This is a genomic window from Mycolicibacterium sp. MU0053 (assembly GCF_963378095.1).
Taxonomy (GTDB): domain Bacteria; phylum Actinomycetota; class Actinomycetes; order Mycobacteriales; family Mycobacteriaceae; genus Mycobacterium; species Mycobacterium burgundiense.
In genome coordinates this window covers 695,243-710,399 of the sequence record NZ_OY726397.1, presented here as the reverse complement: position 1 = coordinate 710,399, position 15,157 = coordinate 695,243, and the positions used below count along the sequence as shown (strand labels likewise).

Here is a 15,157-nt window from a genome sequence, read left to right as displayed (position 1 = left end):
AGCGGGCACTGCACCGGACCGATCCGCGGCACTGCGGATCGGTCCGTTCGCGCTGCCCAGCCCCGTCGTCCTGGCCCCCATGGCCGGTGTGACAAATGTCGCATTCCGCACACTGTGCCGCGAGCTCGAACTCGAGCGGGTAGGGACCGTCAGCGGGCTGTACGTCTGCGAGATGGTCACCGCCCGCGCGCTCGTGGAGCGCCACCCCGTGACGATGCACATGACGACGTTCGCGCCCGAGGAGACGCCGCGGTCGTTACAGCTCTACACCGTGGATCCGGACACCACCTACGCGGCGGCCAAGATGATTGCTGACGAGAATCTGGCCGACCACATCGACATGAATTTCGGCTGCCCGGTTCCCAAGGTGACCAAGCGGGGCGGAGGCGCCGCGCTGCCCTACAAGCGGCGGCTGTTCGGCCAGATCGTGGCGGCCGCAGTGCGCGCCACCGAGGGCACCGATATCCCCGTGACGGTCAAGTTCCGGGTGGGCATCGACGAGCAGCACCACACCCATCTGGATGCCGGCCGGATCGCCGAGCAGGAGGGCGCGGCCGCGGTGGCGCTGCACGCCCGCACCGCCGCACAGCGCTACTCCGGTGCCGCCGACTGGGAACAGATCGCCCAGCTCAAACAGCACGTGCGCAGCATCCCGGTGCTCGGCAACGGCGACATCTTCGACGCCAGCGACGCGCTGACCATGATGGCGACCACCGGATGCGACGGCGTGGTCATCGGCCGCGGCTGCCTGGGTCGCCCCTGGCTGTTCGCCGAGTTGTCCGCGGCGTTCACCGGCACCCCCGCACCGACGCCCCCCACCCTGGGCCAGGTCGCCGACATCGTCCGGCGCCACGGCGATCTGCTGGCGGCCCATTTCGGCGAGGACAAGGGCATGCGGGACATCCGCAAGCACGTCGCGTGGTATTTGCACGGCTTCCCCGTGGGATCGGATCTGCGGCGAGCGCTGGCATTGGTCAAGACGTTGCCCGAACTCGATGCGCTGCTGGACCAGCTCGACGCCGACGCGGCGTTCCCGCCGGCCGCCAACGGCCCCCGCGGTCGCCAGGGATCGGCGGCCTCGGTCGCACTGCCGCACGGCTGGTTGGACGATCCGGACGACTGCACGGTGCCGGCCGGAGCCGACGCTATGCACTCCGGTGGCTGAATCGAGACGATCTCGACACCAGCCCGCACAGCTTGTCTAAGTACGATGTGTGAACCTGGTTCGGAGTTCGCCGCGAGTAGCGCGGCGCCCCCTTGGACTGCTAGAGACATAGGTACACCCCGTGTTTGTCAGCGTCGACAAACCGCAGCCGCACCCGCGTGCACTGAATGAGACCTCACCAGAGTCGGAGGCCGGATACGAACATGAGTGACGGCGATAACGCCACTCCTGGTCGCCGTGCGCCCGAACCTGACGGCGATAACCAGTGGCTTACCCGAACTCCGCGGCCAAAGCCAGACGCCGCGCCGTGGGAGCGCACCGCAGCCTCGGAATCGAGGTCGCGCGGCGCCCGAGACGGCAACCCCCCCGACGGCATCACCGTCGCGGACCTGATCGCCCGGGTGACCGGCGACGTGCCTCCAGCGCTGCGAGCAAGCGCGCAAGACGTCGAGGGGCCCGAGGCCGACGAGCATGTCGACGGGCCCGCTGACGATGACCTGGTGCACGACCCGCCGACCGTTCCGGTGCAGTCGGCCTATGCCTCCGAGATTCCCGATCTGAGCCGGACCGACCGCCGCGCCGGCACGGCGGTGGATCGCGACGACGAGACCGCCACCACCGTGTTGCAGGCGGTCTCGGAACGCCCACCCGGACGAGTACGCCCCGCCCACGTCGGTCACCGAACCGCCGCACCCCCCAAACCCCAAGACGTCAACCACCATCGCCGCCGCAAGACGATCCGCTATGCCGGACGTTCTGTGGCGGCGTTGTTCGCTGTCCTGGCGTTGGTCCTGACCGGCGGCGCCTGGCAGTGGACCACCAGCAAGAACAACCGGATGAACAACATCGCGGCGTTGGACCCGAACTCACGCGACATCCTCGATCCCAACGCCCAGTTCGGCGACGAGAACTTCCTGATCGTCGGCGTCGACAGCCGACACGGCGAGAACAGCGCCATGGGCGCCGGCGACACCGCCGACGCCGACGGCGCCCGCTCGGACAGCATCATCCTGGTCAACATTCCCGCCAACCGCGAGCGGGTGGTGGCGGTGTCGTTCCCCCGCGACCTGGCGATCACGCCGCTCAAATGCGACGCCTGGGACGCCTCCACCGGTGAATACGGCCCGGTGTACGACGAGATGTCGGGCACCTACGGTCCCGAAGAGGTCTACACCGAGACCAAAATCAACTCGGCCTACGCCTTCGGCGGACCCAAATGCCTGGTCAAGGCCATCCAGAAGATGTCGGGCCTGTCCATCAACCGGTTCATGGCCGTCGACTTCGCCGGGTTCGCCACCATGGTCGACGCCCTGGGCGGCGTCGAGGTCTGCAGCACCACCCCGCTGGAGGACTACGAGATCGGCACGGTCCTGCCGACCGCGGGACGTCAGATCATCGACGGCACCACCGCACTGAATTATGTCCGGGCGCGCCAGGTCACCACCGAGGTCAACGGCGACTACGGCCGCATCAAACGCCAGCAGCTGTTCCTGTCGTCCCTGCTGCGCTCACTGATCTCCAAGGAGACCTTCTTCTCGCTGAGCAAGCTCAACAACGTGGTGAACATGTTCATCAACGACAGCTCGGTCGACAACGTGAACACCAAGGACCTCGTCGACCTCGGGCAGTCGCTGCAGGGCGTCTCGGCCGGCCGCATCACCTTCGTCACGGTGCCCACCACCGGTTACGCCGACGAGTGGGGCAACGAACAGCCGCGGACCGCCGATATTCGGGCGCTGTTCGACGCGATCATCGACGACGACCCGCTGCCCGGCGAGAACGACCAGAACGAGACCATCGCCCCGATGACCAACAGCTCCGCGCAGGCCGAGCTGCCGCAGTCCTCGGCGACCGGCACGGCCCCCACCGACGAGGCCACCCCGGACGCCAACGGGGAGAGCGCGGAGTCCGCCACGACAACCGAAGTCGTGCATGCGGTGACGACCGACCCCGACGAGATCAACGTGCACGTGGCGAATGCGACCAGCATCGCCGGACTTGGCTCGGCGGCCAGCACCGAGCTGCAGTTGCACGGCTTCAACGTGGACACCCCCGACGACTATCCGGAGGCGTTGCCCGCCACCACGGTGATGTATTCGCCCGGCAACGAACACGCCGCGGCGACCGTTGCGGCCGCGTTCGGCAACCCCCGGATCGAACGAATCACCGGCCTCGGACAGGACGTCCAAGTGGCCCTCGGCCCCGATTATTCGTCGGTGCTGCCCCCGCCGCCCAGCGGCTCGTCGATGACCGTCACCGTGGCCCACCAGGACCGCAGCACCCCGACCTACCTCCCCGAAGACCTGACCATCACCAACGGCGCCGACGTCAGCTGCGAATGAGCGAGGGGGCGCGAGCGCCCATTTCATCAGCCGTTCATCGTCGCCCTTGTGCCCTTTGGGGTGCCAAACCTCTAGGCTTGGTACATGCGTACCGCGTACCACGACCAACTTGACGACCTCGCCAACCAGCTCGGTGAGATGTGTGAGCTGGCCGGCGCCGCGATGGAACGCGCGACCCAGGCCCTGTTGCAGGCCGATTTGGTGCTCGCCGAGCAGGTGATCAGCGATCAGGATGTGCTCGGCGAGCACAGTGCCCGCGCCGAGGAGGCCGCGTTCGTGCTGCTGGCGCTGCAGGCGCCGGTGGCCCGCGATCTGCGCTCGGTGGTCTCCGCTATCCAGATGGTGGCCGACATCGACCGGATGGGGGCGCTGGCCGTCCACGTGGCCAAGATCGCCCGCCGGCGCCACCCGGTCCACGCGCTGCCGGAGGAAGTCAACGGCTACTTCTCCGAAATGGGCCGAGTTGCAGTCGAATTGGGCAAGACCGCCCAGGAAGTGCTGCTGACCGGCGACGTCGAAAAGGCCGCCCGGCTGCGCGCCGAAGACGACGCGATGGACGACCTGCACCGGCACTTGTTCAACGTCCTGATGGACCGGGAATGGAAGCACGGCGTCGCCTCCGCGGTCGACGTTGCGCTCCTGAGCCGGTTCTACGAGCGCTTCGCCGACCACGCCGTCGAGATCGGCCGCCGGGTCATCTTCATGGCGACCGGCGAGCTCCCAGACTACGAAGAGCTGCCGCCGGCCACCTGGCGCGCGTAGCGTCGCTCGCGAATTTCCCGCCAGTGTCGGTCGGATCTAGGGTGTGATGGTGCGGACCACCTACCGCGAACAACTCGTCGCGCTCACAGCCAAGATCGCCGAGCTGTGCGGCCTCGTCACGGTATCGATGGAGACCGCGACCAAGGCATTGCTGCGCGCCGATCTGGTGCTGGCCGAACGCGTGATCCGCGAGCATGATCAGCTGGTCGCCGCCTGCCTGGCGGCCGAGGATGCTGCCTTCGTGTTGCTGGTGCGGCAGGCGCCGGTCGCCGGGGATCTGCGGACCGTCGTGACCTCGATCCAGAACCTCTTCGACGTCGAGCGCATGGGCGTGCTGGCCAAGCACGTGGCGGGGGTGACCCAGCGCCGCCACCCGAACCACGCCGTACCCGCGGACGTCAGCGGCTACTTCGCCCAAATGGGGCGTGTGGCAGTCCAATTGGGCAAGGCCACGCAGCAGGCCCTGTTGATGCGGGACACCAAGACCGCCGCCGCGATCGACGATCAAGACGACGTGATGGACGACCTGCACGCCCACCTGTTCAAGGTGTTGATGGACCGGGAATGGCCGCACGGCGTGCCCGCGGCCATCGATGTGACGATGCTGGGCCGGTTCTACGAGCGTTTTGCCGACCACGCGGTCGAGATCGGCCGCCGGGTCAATTTCCAGGTGTTGGGAGTGCTGGATCCCGACGAGGGCGACACCCACGGCTAGCTTTCCCGCCGAAGCGCCGGGCCTGGCGCCACGTCGCAACCGGACCCCGGGGTGTCGCCTGGATCACAGCTTTCGCCGCGATACCGCGTATGCAGCGGCTGGGCCGCGAATCCCGGCGGAAATGCCGTAGCTGTTCATCTGCCGTTCATCCAATAACCCCCGTGTCGACGCGTCCCTTTCCTACGTTTTGGCAGTACTCAAAAGACAGCCAACTACGGGCCCGGACACGCGCTCGCACGGAAGTGATCGGAGAGAAATGCGCAACTGGCGTACAGCGGCGGCGTTGACCGCGTCGGCATCCCTGTTCCTGGTGGGTTGCGGTGGTAGCGGTGACAACGCAGCGGGCGGCTCTGAGAGCGGCGCGCTGTCCGGCACGATCCTGATCGACGGCTCGAGCACGGTGGCGCCGCTCTCGGAGACCATCGCCGAGCTGTTCCAGCAGGAGAACTCCGGTGTGCGGGTGACCGTGGGCACCTCCGGCACCGGCGGGGGCTTCCAGAAGTTCTGCAACGGCGAGACCGACATGAACGACGCCTCCCGCGCCATCAAGGAGTCGGAGATCGCGGCCTGCGACGCCGCCGGCATCGCCTACGACAGCATCACCGTGGCCAACGACGCGATCTCGCTGATCGTCAACCCGGAGAACCCGCTGCAGTGCGTCACGCTCGAGCAGGCCACCCAGATCTGGAATGCGGGCTCGACGGTCAACACCTGGGGCGACATCACCGGCCTGGAACTGCCCGAGGATTGGAAGTCCAAGCCGATCAACCTGTTCGGCCCCGGCACCGACTCCGGCACCTTCGACTTCTTCACCGAAGCCGTCAACGGCGAAGAGGGCGTCATCCGCGAGAACTACACCGACATCGGCGAGGACGACAACGCCGCGGTCACCGGCATCTCCGGCGATCCGAACGCCATGGGCTTCATCCCCTACTCCTTCACCCAGGAGGTCGGCGACCGGGTGAAGCCGCTCGAGATCGACAGCGGCACCGGCTGTGTGGCGGGCAACCTCGACAACGTCCAGAGCGGCACCTACGCCCCGCTGGGCCGCGAGTTGTTCGTCTACGCCAGCGACAAGGCGCTGCGACGTCCCGAGGTGCTGGAGTTCATGAAGTTCTACATCGACAACTCCGACACGGCCGCCGAGGCAGCCACCTACATTCCGTTGACCGATGAGCAGAAGACGGAAGCGCACACCAAGATCGACGAACTCGCCGCAAACAAGTAGCGAGATCAACCAAACATGCCAGTAGTGGACGAGGCCGTCAGCGCACCGGGGTCATCACCCCCGGTGTCGCTGGCGGCGTCCAGCCCCAGATACGCCGAGAAGATCATCAAGGTGGTCTTCGCACTTTCGGCAGTGTTGTCGGTGGCCATCACCACCGCGATCGTGCTCGCACTGCTCTTCCCGACAATCGGCTTCTTCCGCCATGTTTCGATTGTCGACTTCTTCACCGGGACATCGTGGCGGCCCGCGTTCGCGGACCCGTCGTTCGGCGTCCTGCCCATCGTCATCGGAACCCTGACCGTCGTCTTCTGGGCGCTGCTCGTCGGCATCCCGCTGGGCCTGCTGGCCGCGATCTACCTCGCCGAGTACGCCCCACCGCGGGTCCGCAAGGTCGTCAAACCCATCCTCGAGGTCCTCGAGGGCATCCCGACGGTCGCCATCGGCATGTTCGGTCTGCTGTTCATGCGGCCATTCCTCGAAGACCTCTTCCCGTTCCTGTCCTGGCAGGCGTTCTCGGTGGGCGTCGCCGGAATCATGGTGGGAATCATGATCATTCCGCTGATCACCTCGGTGTCGGATGACGCGATGCGCTCGGTCCCGCAGGGACTGCGCGAGGGCGCCTACGGGCTGGGCGCCAACAAGATGCAGGTGTCGCTGCGAGTGGTGTTCCCCGGCGCGATCTCCGGCATCATCGCCGCGATCGTGCTCGCCACCTCGCGCGCCATCGGCGAGACCATGGTCGTGCTGATCGTCGCCGGCCAGACCCCCCGCTTCGGCTTCACCTTCACCGGATCAGTGCAGACGATGACGGCCTTCATCGGCTCCACCGCAACCGGCGACATCGCCACCGGCACCATCGTCTACGAGTCGATCTTCGCGGTGGGCGCCCTGCTGTTCGTCATGACGCTGTGCATGAACATGTTCGCGATCCGCATGGTCAAGCGCTTCCGGGAGGTTTACGACTAGTGGCTACCGAACCTCTCCGGACCGAACGGGGCCGGCTCGCCAGCGCCGGCGCCCGCGCCGTCGTGGAAAGCTCGCTCAAGAGCAAGTCCCCGGTCGGCAAGATCACCAATCAGCTGTTCCTGGCCGTCATGCTGCTCGCGATCGCGATCGCCGTCACGGTGCTCGTCGGCATGATCCTGTGGGCGTTGGTCAAGGGCTGGCCGCGGCTCGACCTGAACCTGTTCACCAACGCCCCGTCGACCATCAACCGCGACACCGCCGGGTTCCGGCCGGCGATCCTGGGCACCGTCTACCTCATTGCCGGCGTGATCGTCCTGATCGTGCCGATCGGTGTCGCCTCGGCGGTGTACCTCGAGGAATACGCGGACAAGACGAAGTGGTACAACAAGCTCATCGAGCTCAACATCCAGAACCTGGCCGGGGTGCCGTCGATCGTGTTCGGCATCCTCGGCATGGCGTTCATCGTCCGCGGCCCGCTGAACCTGGGCTTCGTCGCGGTGGCCGGCTCGATCACGCTGGCCATGCTGGTGCTTCCGACCGTCATCATCACCGCACGCGAAGCCATCCGCGCGGTGCCGTCCTCGATCCGGGACGCCTCGCTCGGTCTGGGCGCCACCGAATGGCAGACCATCAGCAAACAGGTGCTGCCGATCGCCATCCCCGGCATCCTCACCGGCGTCATCCTCGCGGTGGCACGCGCCATCGGCGAGGCGGCGCCGCTGCTGTTGGTCGGAGCGACTACCTTTATTACATTCAACCCGCAGTTCTTTGAGGGCGGGTACACCGCGATGCCGGTGCTGATTTACAACTACATCCAACGCCCGCAGGAAGAGTTCCATATTCTTGCCGCAGCGGGAGTAATCGTGATGCTGGCAGTGTTGCTGGCAATGAACTCTTTTGCGATCTGGCTACGCAATCACTACGAGCGGAAGTTCTAAGACATGACCCAGGGACCATTCGCGCCCGCGACCGGAAGCGACCATATGACCGACGGAACGCACACCGGTGCCCGCGAAGGGAAGTCCATCCACGTGGACAAGCCGACCGGCCGCGCGAACCGCGGCGCCGGCGGCAGCCTGGTGTTCACGGTGAAGGACATGGATGTCTGGTACGGCTCGCACAACGCGGTCCGTAACGTGAACCTGGAGATCGTCGAGAACGACATCACCGCGCTGATCGGGCCGTCCGGCTGCGGTAAGAGCACCGTGCTGCGGTGCTTCAACCGGATGAACGACCTGGTGCCCTCGGCCCGGGTCGATGGCGACGTCCGCTACCACGGCATCGACCTGTACGGGAAGAACGTCGACCCGATCGAGGTGCGGCGCCGCATCGGCATGGTGTTCCAGAAGCCCAACCCGTTCCCGAAGTCGATCTACGACAACATCGCCTACGGCCCCCGGGTCAACGGGATGAAGGGCAACATGGACGACATCGTCGAGGAGGCGCTCACCAGCGCCGCCCTGTGGGACGAGGTCAAGGACAAGCTCAAGGACAGCGCACTGGCGATGTCGGGCGGCCAGCAGCAGCGGCTGTGCATCGCCCGCACGATCGCGACCCGCCCCGAGGTCATCCTGATGGACGAGCCGTGCTCGGCGCTCGACCCGATCGCGACGTCCAAGATCGAAGAACTGATGCGCGAGCTCGCGTCGCAGTTCACCATCCTGATCGTGACGCACAACATGCAGCAGGCCGCGCGGGTCTCCGACAAGACCGCGTTCTTCACCGCCGAGGTGGACGAGGACGGTGTCCGGCACGGTCTGCTCGTCGAGAACGACGAGACCGAGAAGATCTTCTCCAACCCGTCGGACCGTCGCACCGAGGATTACATCTCCGGTCGCTTCGGCTGAACCGGCTCAGCCGTACGCGGTGTCCACGCTGAACACCTCGAAGTCCAGGCGCTGATAGGTCTTGACCGCGGCGGTGTTGTCCGCCTCCACGTAGAGCAACACCGTTGACTCGGCGCCCAACCGTTCCGCGAGATGGTGCAGACCGGTCAGCGTCAACAACCCGCCCAGCCCACGGCCCTGCGCGGCCGGGTCGACCCCCACCACGTAGACCTCGCCGAGATCGGGCCCGTGCACCTTGGTCCAGTGAAATCCGAGCAGCACGCCGCTCTGTTCGTCGAAGGCCAGAAACAACCCGGCCGGATCGAACCACGCCTCGCCGCGGCGTTCGGCGATATCGGCCGCGGTCCACCCGCCTTGTTCGGGATGCCAGTCGAACGCCGCGTTGTTGACCCGCAGCAGCTCGGCATCGTCCTCGGGGCCGGAGTAGGTGGCCATCCGCACCCCGGCGGCCGGCCGAACGGGCGGCAGGTCGCGTAGCGGGCGGCGCATCTGCAGCAGCTCCCGGACCGGCGACAGGCCGAGCGCGCGCGCGGTGGCGCGGGCCGGTTCCAGGTTGCCGTGCGCCCAGATCCGGACGCCGGCGCCGGCCTCGGCCAGGCCCCGACGGACCAACGTCGAGCCGATGCCGCGCCGCCGAGCCTGCGGATGCACGACGGCTTCGGCCATCGCCCCGCCGTCGTCGGTGGCCGGGGCCAGGTTGAGATACCCGACCACCCGATCGGCTTCCAGCGCCAGCAGATGTCGGGTGCGGTCCGCGCCCAGCTCCCGCAGCACCTGATCACCCACGGGGGCGACGCCGTCGGCGCTGCCGCCGGCCTCGATGAGGTCCCGGATCTGTTCCTGCTCGGCGGCGGTGAGAGCCGAACGCCACTGGATCTGCGTCACTGCGCATCGGCCAGCGATTCGGGCGCAACCGGCGATGTCTGCACGTGATCCCTTTCCGGGCCGTCGTCGGGGTCGTCCTCGGTGCCGACCTCTTCGGCGTCGGGCGGCGCGGTGCGGCCCCGCGCGGGGCGAACCGCCTTGTATCCGACGTTGCGGACGGTACCAATCAGCGCCTCGTGTTCGACGCCGAGCTTGGCGCGCAGGCGCCGCACATGCACGTCGACCGTGCGGGTACCGCCGAAGAAGTCATACCCCCAGACCTCCTGCAGCAGTTGGGCTCGGGTGAACACCCGGCCCGCGTGCTGCGCGAGGTACTTGAGCAGCTCGAATTCCTTATAGGTCAGATCGAGCGGGCGTCCGCGCAGCCGGGCGGTGTAGGTCCCCTCGTCGATGACCAACTCACCGAGGCTGACCTTGCCCGCGCTCTCCTGGGTCGCCGCGCCACCACGCCGGCCGACCAGCAACCGCAGCCGCGCGTCGATCTCGGCGGGACCGGTGCCCGGCAACAGAATTTCGTCGATCCCCCACTCGAGGCTGACGGCCACCAGACCGCCCTCGTTGACGACGGCGATCACCGGCACCGCAGTGCCCGTCGTCCCCAACAGGCGACACAGCCCGCGGGCGGCCGCCAGATCGGTGCGCGCATCGACAATCGCGACGTCGGCCGTACCGGCCTCGAGCAGGGAGGACACCTCCGTCGGCGCCGCGCGCACCTGGTGGGCCAACAACGCCAGGGACGGCAGAACCGCTTCCGGATGTGGGTCGGCGGTGAGAAGCAACAGATCCAAAAGGCCCTCCAGCAACCGGGGGATTACTCCCCAGATTCATGGCCGACACATCGTCGTTACCGACCGAGATTTGACTAACGATAGCCTGCCACCTGCTGATCCTCCGGGTTGTGCGGTCATCTTGTGTGCTCCGATCCGGCGGTAGGCGACAATGACCGCGTGCGGAAACTGCTGACCGGAATCGGTGCGACCGTGCTGACCGTGTTGCTCGTGGGCCTCGGCGTCGACTTCGGCGCGGCCATCGCCGCCGAATACCGGCTGTCCCGCGCGGTGCGAAGCGCGGCCGGCCTGAACTGGGACCCGTCGGTGGCCATCCTCGGCTTCCCGTTCATTCCGCAGGCCATGGGTCATCACTACGACGAGATCGAGATCAAGGCCACCGACGTCGACCATCCGCATGTCGAGCGGGCCTCGTTGGAAGCCACCATGCACTCCATCGGAATTGCCGAGGCGTCCTGGTTGATCAGGCCGGATGCCGTGCTGCCCATCGGCAAGCTGGAGAGCCGGATCATCATCGATTCGGCGCATCTGGGTCGATTCATGGGACTCAAGGATCTGATGGTCGAGGCACCCACCGTGGAGAGCAACGACGCGACCGGCGGCACCACCGAATCGGGCATTTCCGGCAGCGAGGGCCTGGTCTTCACCGCCACCCCCACCGCCGCCGGGTTCGACCAGCAGGTCAGCGTCGCGGTCGACCTGTCCGTCGTCGGCCCCGAACGCACCACGCTGGTGTTCACCCCGACCGGGGTCCTGACGGGGCCGGGCACCGCCGATCAGGACGTCCCCGAGGACAAACTGACCGCGATTCTGGACGCCTTCCGGGCCACGCTGCCCGATCAGCGGTTGCCCTTCGGTGTCGCGCCTACCAGCCAGGGCGCCCGCGGCTCCGAGGTCATCATCGAGGGCATCACCGAGGGACTAACCATCACGCTCTCGGAGTTCACCCAGGCATGAGCACCTCGGTCGGTCTGATCATCGTCATCGTCATCGCCGTGCTGGGCCTCGGCTACCTGGTGGGCAGGCTGCTCACGTTGCGATCGGGCCTGCTGCGCGGGGCCGCCGACGCCGCCGACGTCGACACCAGCGGCCTGGGCCTGTCCGACACCGGGCCCACCGTTTTGCACTTCACCGCCACCTGGTGCGGCCCCTGCCAGGCCGTGCGGCGCGTCATCGACACGGTGTGCGACGACCTGCCCGCGGTGGCGCACGTGGAGATCGACATGGACACCAATCTCGAAGCGGCACGCCGCCTCTCGGTGCTCTCGCTGCCGACCACGATCATCTTCGACGCCGATGGCCGTCCGCGCTACCGGACCACTGGCGTCCCCACCGCCGGTGACCTGCGGTCGGCGCTGGAACCGCTATTGGCCTGAGCGCGGACTCATTAGGTAAGCTGTCGGGCGTGCCAGCCCGTCTTGAGCCGATGCTCACCAAGCGCCGCGCAGTCGATCTGTGCCGCCTTGCGGGTTGTTGCTGTTGTTGTAGCTGCTGAGTAGCCACGCGTAGTACGCGTCGCCGCGGCGAGCAGCCGGCGGCTAGTTGGCCCAGCCCACCCGTACATCAACAGGAGCATGTCCATGTCAATCCCGAATGAGCCCCCGACCGCCGCCGTCGGCCAGGTCGACGTGCGTGGCCCACGGTTCACGGCGTGGGTGACCACCGTGGTCCTGGTCGCGACGCTGTTCGCGGCCGCGGTCAGCAGCGCGCTGGCGGCGGTCCTGCTCGGTTTACAGGCGGCGGTGTTCGCGGTCGGCGCCTGGTTCGGGCCGCGGCAGCACCCCTACGGCCGGCTCTACGCCGCCGTGATCGCGCCACGGCGCGGACCGACAGTCGAACGTGAACCGGTACCGCCGCTGAAGTTCGCTCAGCTTGTCGGCCTGGTCTTCGCGATCGTCGGGACCGCCGGTTTCGCGCTGGGCGCGCCGCTGATCGGCCTCGTCGCCACCGGCTTCGCCCTGTTCGCGGCCTTCCTCAACGCGGCCTTCGGCATCTGCCTGGGTTGCCGGCTCTACCCCCTGATCGTGCGCCTGCGGCGCACCCCCGCCCTGTCCGCCCATCCGACGCCCTGACCTGCCACACCCGTAATCCCGAAAGGACCCTGCTTTATGGCCCGTTCCGACGTCCTGGTCACCACCGACTGGGCTGAACAAAATCTCAACGCACCGAACACGGTTTTCGTTGAGGTCGACGAGGACACCAGCGCGTACGACACCGGACACATCGCCGGCGCGGTCCGGCTGGACTGGAAGGCCGATCTGCAGGATCCGGTCCGTCGCGACTTCGTCGACGCCGCGGGCTTCTCGAAGCTGCTGTCCGAGCGCGGGATCGGCAACGACGACACCGTGATCCTCTACGGCGGGAACAACAACTGGTTCGCCGCCTACGCGTACTGGTACTTCAAGCTGTACGGCCACGAGAACGTCAAGCTGCTCGACGGCGGCCGCAAGAAGTGGGAGCTCGACGGGCGGCCGCTCGTGACCGACAAGGTCGAGCGTCCGCAGACCAGCTACACCGCCAAGGACCCGGACCTTTCGATCCGCGCGTTCCGTGACGAGGTGATCGCCGCGATCAACACCAAGAACCTGGTCGACGTGCGTTCCCCCGACGAATTCTCCGGCAAGATTCTCGCGCCGGCACACCTGCCGCAGGAACAGAGCCAGCGCCCCGGGCATGTTCCCGGCGCCATCAACGTTCCATGGAGCAAGGCCGCCAACGAAGACGGCACCTTCAAGTCCGACGAGGAGCTGGCCAAGCTGTACGCCGACGCCGGCCTCGACGGCGAGAAGGAGATCATCGCCTACTGCCGGATCGGCGAGCGGTCCTCACACACGTGGTTCGTGCTGCAGGAACTGCTCGGCCATCAGAACGTCAAGAACTATGACGGCAGTTGGTGCGAATACGGCTCCCTCGTGGGAGCCCCGATTGAGTTGGGAAGTTAATCATGTGCGCAGCCCCTACCCAGGGACAGGCCCTACCCGCGGGCGTCGACGTCGAGAAGGAAACCGTGATCACCGGCCGCGTGGTCGACGGCTCCGGGCAGCCGGTCGGTGGCGCCTTCGTGCGTCTGCTGGATTCCTCCGACGAATTCACCGCCGAGGTGGTGGCGTCGGCGACGGGTGACTTCCGGTTCTTCGCCGCGCCCGGTTCGTGGCGCCTGCGGGCACTGTCGAAGGTCGGCAACGGCGACGCCGTCGTGGCCCCGACCGGTGCCGGCGTCCACGAGGTCGCCGTCAAGGTCGCCTAGGCTCCGCCCTTTTGCCCCAATCTGCGCGAGCGTGCGGGTCGCCGAGGCGACACGCCGCAAAAAGTGAGATTTCCCGCACGCTCGCGCGGGGCACCCCGGGCAAAACCGCCTCCGCGACGAACTAGACTGTTGCCCGTGGTGCTGTTCTTCGAATTGATGCTTGTCGCGGCCGTCGTGGTCATCACATGGTTTGCGCTCTACACCCTGTACCGGCTGATCTCCGACGAGTCCTGATTGCCGATGACCGGCAGCGACGAGGGGTCCGGAGTGGATCCAGGCTCTGGTGACCGCGCGGTAGCCGCCGCGGTCGAACGTGCTCAGATCACCGCGGCGCGCAACATTCCGACCTTCGACGATCTTCCGCTCCCCTCGGACACCGCCAATCTGCGCGAGGGAGCCGATCTCAACGACGCCCTGCTCGCCCTGCTGCCGCTGGTGGGTGTGTGGCGCGGCGAGGGCGAGGGCCGCGACGCCGACGGCGACTACCGCTTCGGGCAACAAATCGTCGTCTCGCACGACGGTGGCGACTACCTCAATTGGGAAGCCCGCTCCTGGCGCCTCGACGAGGACGGCAGCTACGCGTCGAAATCCCTGCGGGAGTCCGGCTTCTGGCGCTTCGTCAACGATCCGAACGACACCGAAGAAAACCAGGCCATCGAATTGCTGCTGGCGCACTCGGCCGGCTACATCGAACTGTTCTACGGACGCCCCCTGACGCAGTCCTCCTGGGAGTTGGCCACCGATGCGTTGGCGCGCAGCCAATCCGGTGTGCTTGTCGGCGGCGCCAAACGGCTCTACGGCATCGTCGAGGGCGGCGATCTCGCCTACGTTGAGGAGCGGGTCGACGCCGACGGCGGACTTGTCCCGCACCTGTCAGCCCGGTTGATTCGCTTCGTCGGATAGTTCCGCCAACCCCATGGAGAACCCCGTGCCACCACGTCATGTCCGAGTGCTCGGTGCCGTCGCGGCCATGGCCGCGCTCGCGCTGGCCGGCTGCGGAGGATCCGAATCCACGCCGCCGCAAGACGCCAGCACGCCCGCACCGACGACCGCCGAACACGGTTCGTTTGCGAGCTGCCTGACCGAACACGGTGTCAGCGAGTCCGCGGCCTCGCCGGTCGGTCCGCCCGCCGACGTCGATCCGGCGGTCTGGGACCGGGCCATGCAGGCCTGCAGCACCCTGGCCCCCGGCCCCGCGGGGCCCTGAGGCCG

Annotated in this window: 18 protein-coding genes; 16 read left to right on the top strand and 2 right to left on the bottom strand. The window is 67.2% G+C overall.

Going from position 1 to position 15,157, the window contains the following annotated elements:
- Positions 1-31 precede the first annotated feature (31 nt).
- The 8 genes from dusB to pstB all read left to right on the top strand — a co-directional run bounded on the left by dusB (position 32) and on the right by pstB (position 9,025).
- Positions 32-1,165 carry a tRNA dihydrouridine synthase DusB gene (gene dusB / locus RCP80_RS03190; RefSeq protein ID WP_308482680.1) on the top strand — a complete coding sequence of 378 codons (1,134 nt, stop codon included), beginning with the start codon at positions 32-34 and terminating at the stop codon, positions 1,163-1,165.
- Positions 1,166-1,368: 203 nt separating this feature from the next.
- The gene (locus RCP80_RS03185; protein ID WP_308480975.1) at positions 1,369-3,507 is read left to right on the top strand and encodes an LCP family protein; all 2,139 of its coding nucleotides are present in this window, start codon (positions 1,369-1,371) and stop codon (positions 3,505-3,507) included.
- Positions 3,508-3,591: 84 nt separating this feature from the next.
- Positions 3,592-4,269 carry a phosphate signaling complex protein PhoU gene (phoU, locus tag RCP80_RS03180; RefSeq protein WP_308480974.1) on the top strand — a complete coding sequence of 226 codons (678 nt, stop codon included), beginning with the start codon at positions 3,592-3,594 and terminating at the stop codon, positions 4,267-4,269.
- A 49-nt stretch (positions 4,270-4,318) separates the two neighbouring features.
- Positions 4,319-4,984, top strand: a complete 666-nt coding sequence (phoU, locus tag RCP80_RS03175; protein ID WP_308480973.1) for a phosphate signaling complex protein PhoU — start codon at positions 4,319-4,321, stop codon at positions 4,982-4,984.
- Between the two features lie 256 nt (positions 4,985-5,240).
- Positions 5,241-6,212, top strand: coding sequence for a phosphate ABC transporter substrate-binding protein PstS family protein (locus tag RCP80_RS03170; RefSeq protein ID WP_308480972.1), 972 nt, complete (start codon positions 5,241-5,243; stop codon positions 6,210-6,212).
- Positions 6,213-6,227: 15 nt separating this feature from the next.
- Complete coding sequence (gene pstC, locus RCP80_RS03165; RefSeq protein WP_308480971.1) at positions 6,228-7,178, top strand: phosphate ABC transporter permease subunit PstC; 951 nt, start codon at positions 6,228-6,230, stop codon at positions 7,176-7,178.
- Entirely contained in the window at positions 7,178-8,116 is a 939-nt protein-coding gene (pstA, locus tag RCP80_RS03160; RefSeq protein ID WP_308480970.1) for a phosphate ABC transporter permease PstA, read from the top strand. The genes pstC and pstA overlap by 1 nt, the downstream gene beginning before the upstream one ends.
- Before the next feature lie 45 nt (positions 8,117-8,161).
- Entirely contained in the window at positions 8,162-9,025 is an 864-nt protein-coding gene (gene pstB, locus RCP80_RS03155) for a phosphate ABC transporter ATP-binding protein PstB (protein ID WP_308480969.1), read from the top strand.
- Between the two features lie 6 nt (positions 9,026-9,031).
- Here pstB and mshD read toward each other — a convergent pair whose 3' ends face one another.
- Complete coding sequence (gene mshD, locus RCP80_RS03150; RefSeq protein WP_308480968.1) at positions 9,032-9,910, bottom strand: mycothiol synthase; 879 nt, start codon at positions 9,908-9,910, stop codon at positions 9,032-9,034.
- On the bottom strand, positions 9,907-10,698 hold the full coding sequence (locus RCP80_RS03145) for a winged helix-turn-helix transcriptional regulator (protein ID WP_308480967.1): 792 nt from the start codon (positions 10,696-10,698) through the stop codon (positions 9,907-9,909). Before RCP80_RS03145 ends, mshD begins: the two co-directional genes overlap by 4 nt.
- Before the next feature lie 159 nt (positions 10,699-10,857).
- Between RCP80_RS03145 and lmeA the strand changes: the two genes are divergently transcribed.
- The 8 genes from lmeA to RCP80_RS03110 all read left to right on the top strand — a co-directional run bounded on the left by lmeA (position 10,858) and on the right by RCP80_RS03110 (position 15,152).
- Complete coding sequence (gene lmeA / locus RCP80_RS03140; RefSeq protein WP_308480966.1) at positions 10,858-11,655, top strand: mannan chain length control protein LmeA; 798 nt, start codon at positions 10,858-10,860, stop codon at positions 11,653-11,655.
- Positions 11,652-12,074, top strand: coding sequence for a thioredoxin family protein (locus RCP80_RS03135; protein ID WP_308480965.1), 423 nt, complete (start codon positions 11,652-11,654; stop codon positions 12,072-12,074). Before lmeA ends, RCP80_RS03135 begins: the two co-directional genes overlap by 4 nt.
- Before the next feature lie 29 nt (positions 12,075-12,103).
- Positions 12,104-12,193, top strand: a complete 90-nt coding sequence (locus RCP80_RS25960) for an Ms5788A family Cys-rich leader peptide (RefSeq protein ID WP_373693439.1) — start codon at positions 12,104-12,106, stop codon at positions 12,191-12,193.
- Positions 12,194-12,278: 85 nt separating this feature from the next.
- Positions 12,279-12,770: a DUF4395 domain-containing protein gene (locus RCP80_RS03130; RefSeq protein ID WP_308480964.1), complete on the top strand. Its 492-nt coding sequence runs from the start codon at positions 12,279-12,281 to the stop codon at positions 12,768-12,770.
- Positions 12,771-12,806: 36 nt separating this feature from the next.
- Positions 12,807-13,640, top strand: a complete 834-nt coding sequence (locus RCP80_RS03125) for a sulfurtransferase (RefSeq protein ID WP_308480963.1) — start codon at positions 12,807-12,809, stop codon at positions 13,638-13,640.
- Between the two features lie 2 nt (positions 13,641-13,642).
- On the top strand, positions 13,643-13,945 hold the full coding sequence (locus tag RCP80_RS03120) for a DUF1416 domain-containing protein (protein ID WP_308480962.1): 303 nt from the start codon (positions 13,643-13,645) through the stop codon (positions 13,943-13,945).
- Positions 13,946-14,185: 240 nt separating this feature from the next.
- On the top strand, positions 14,186-14,848 hold the full coding sequence (locus tag RCP80_RS03115; RefSeq protein ID WP_373693438.1) for a heme-binding beta-barrel domain-containing protein: 663 nt from the start codon (positions 14,186-14,188) through the stop codon (positions 14,846-14,848).
- Positions 14,849-14,873: 25 nt separating this feature from the next.
- Positions 14,874-15,152 (top strand): hypothetical protein, encoded by a 279-nt coding sequence (locus RCP80_RS03110; RefSeq protein ID WP_308480960.1) that lies wholly within the window; start codon positions 14,874-14,876, stop codon positions 15,150-15,152.
- Positions 15,153-15,157: the final 5 nt, after the last annotated feature.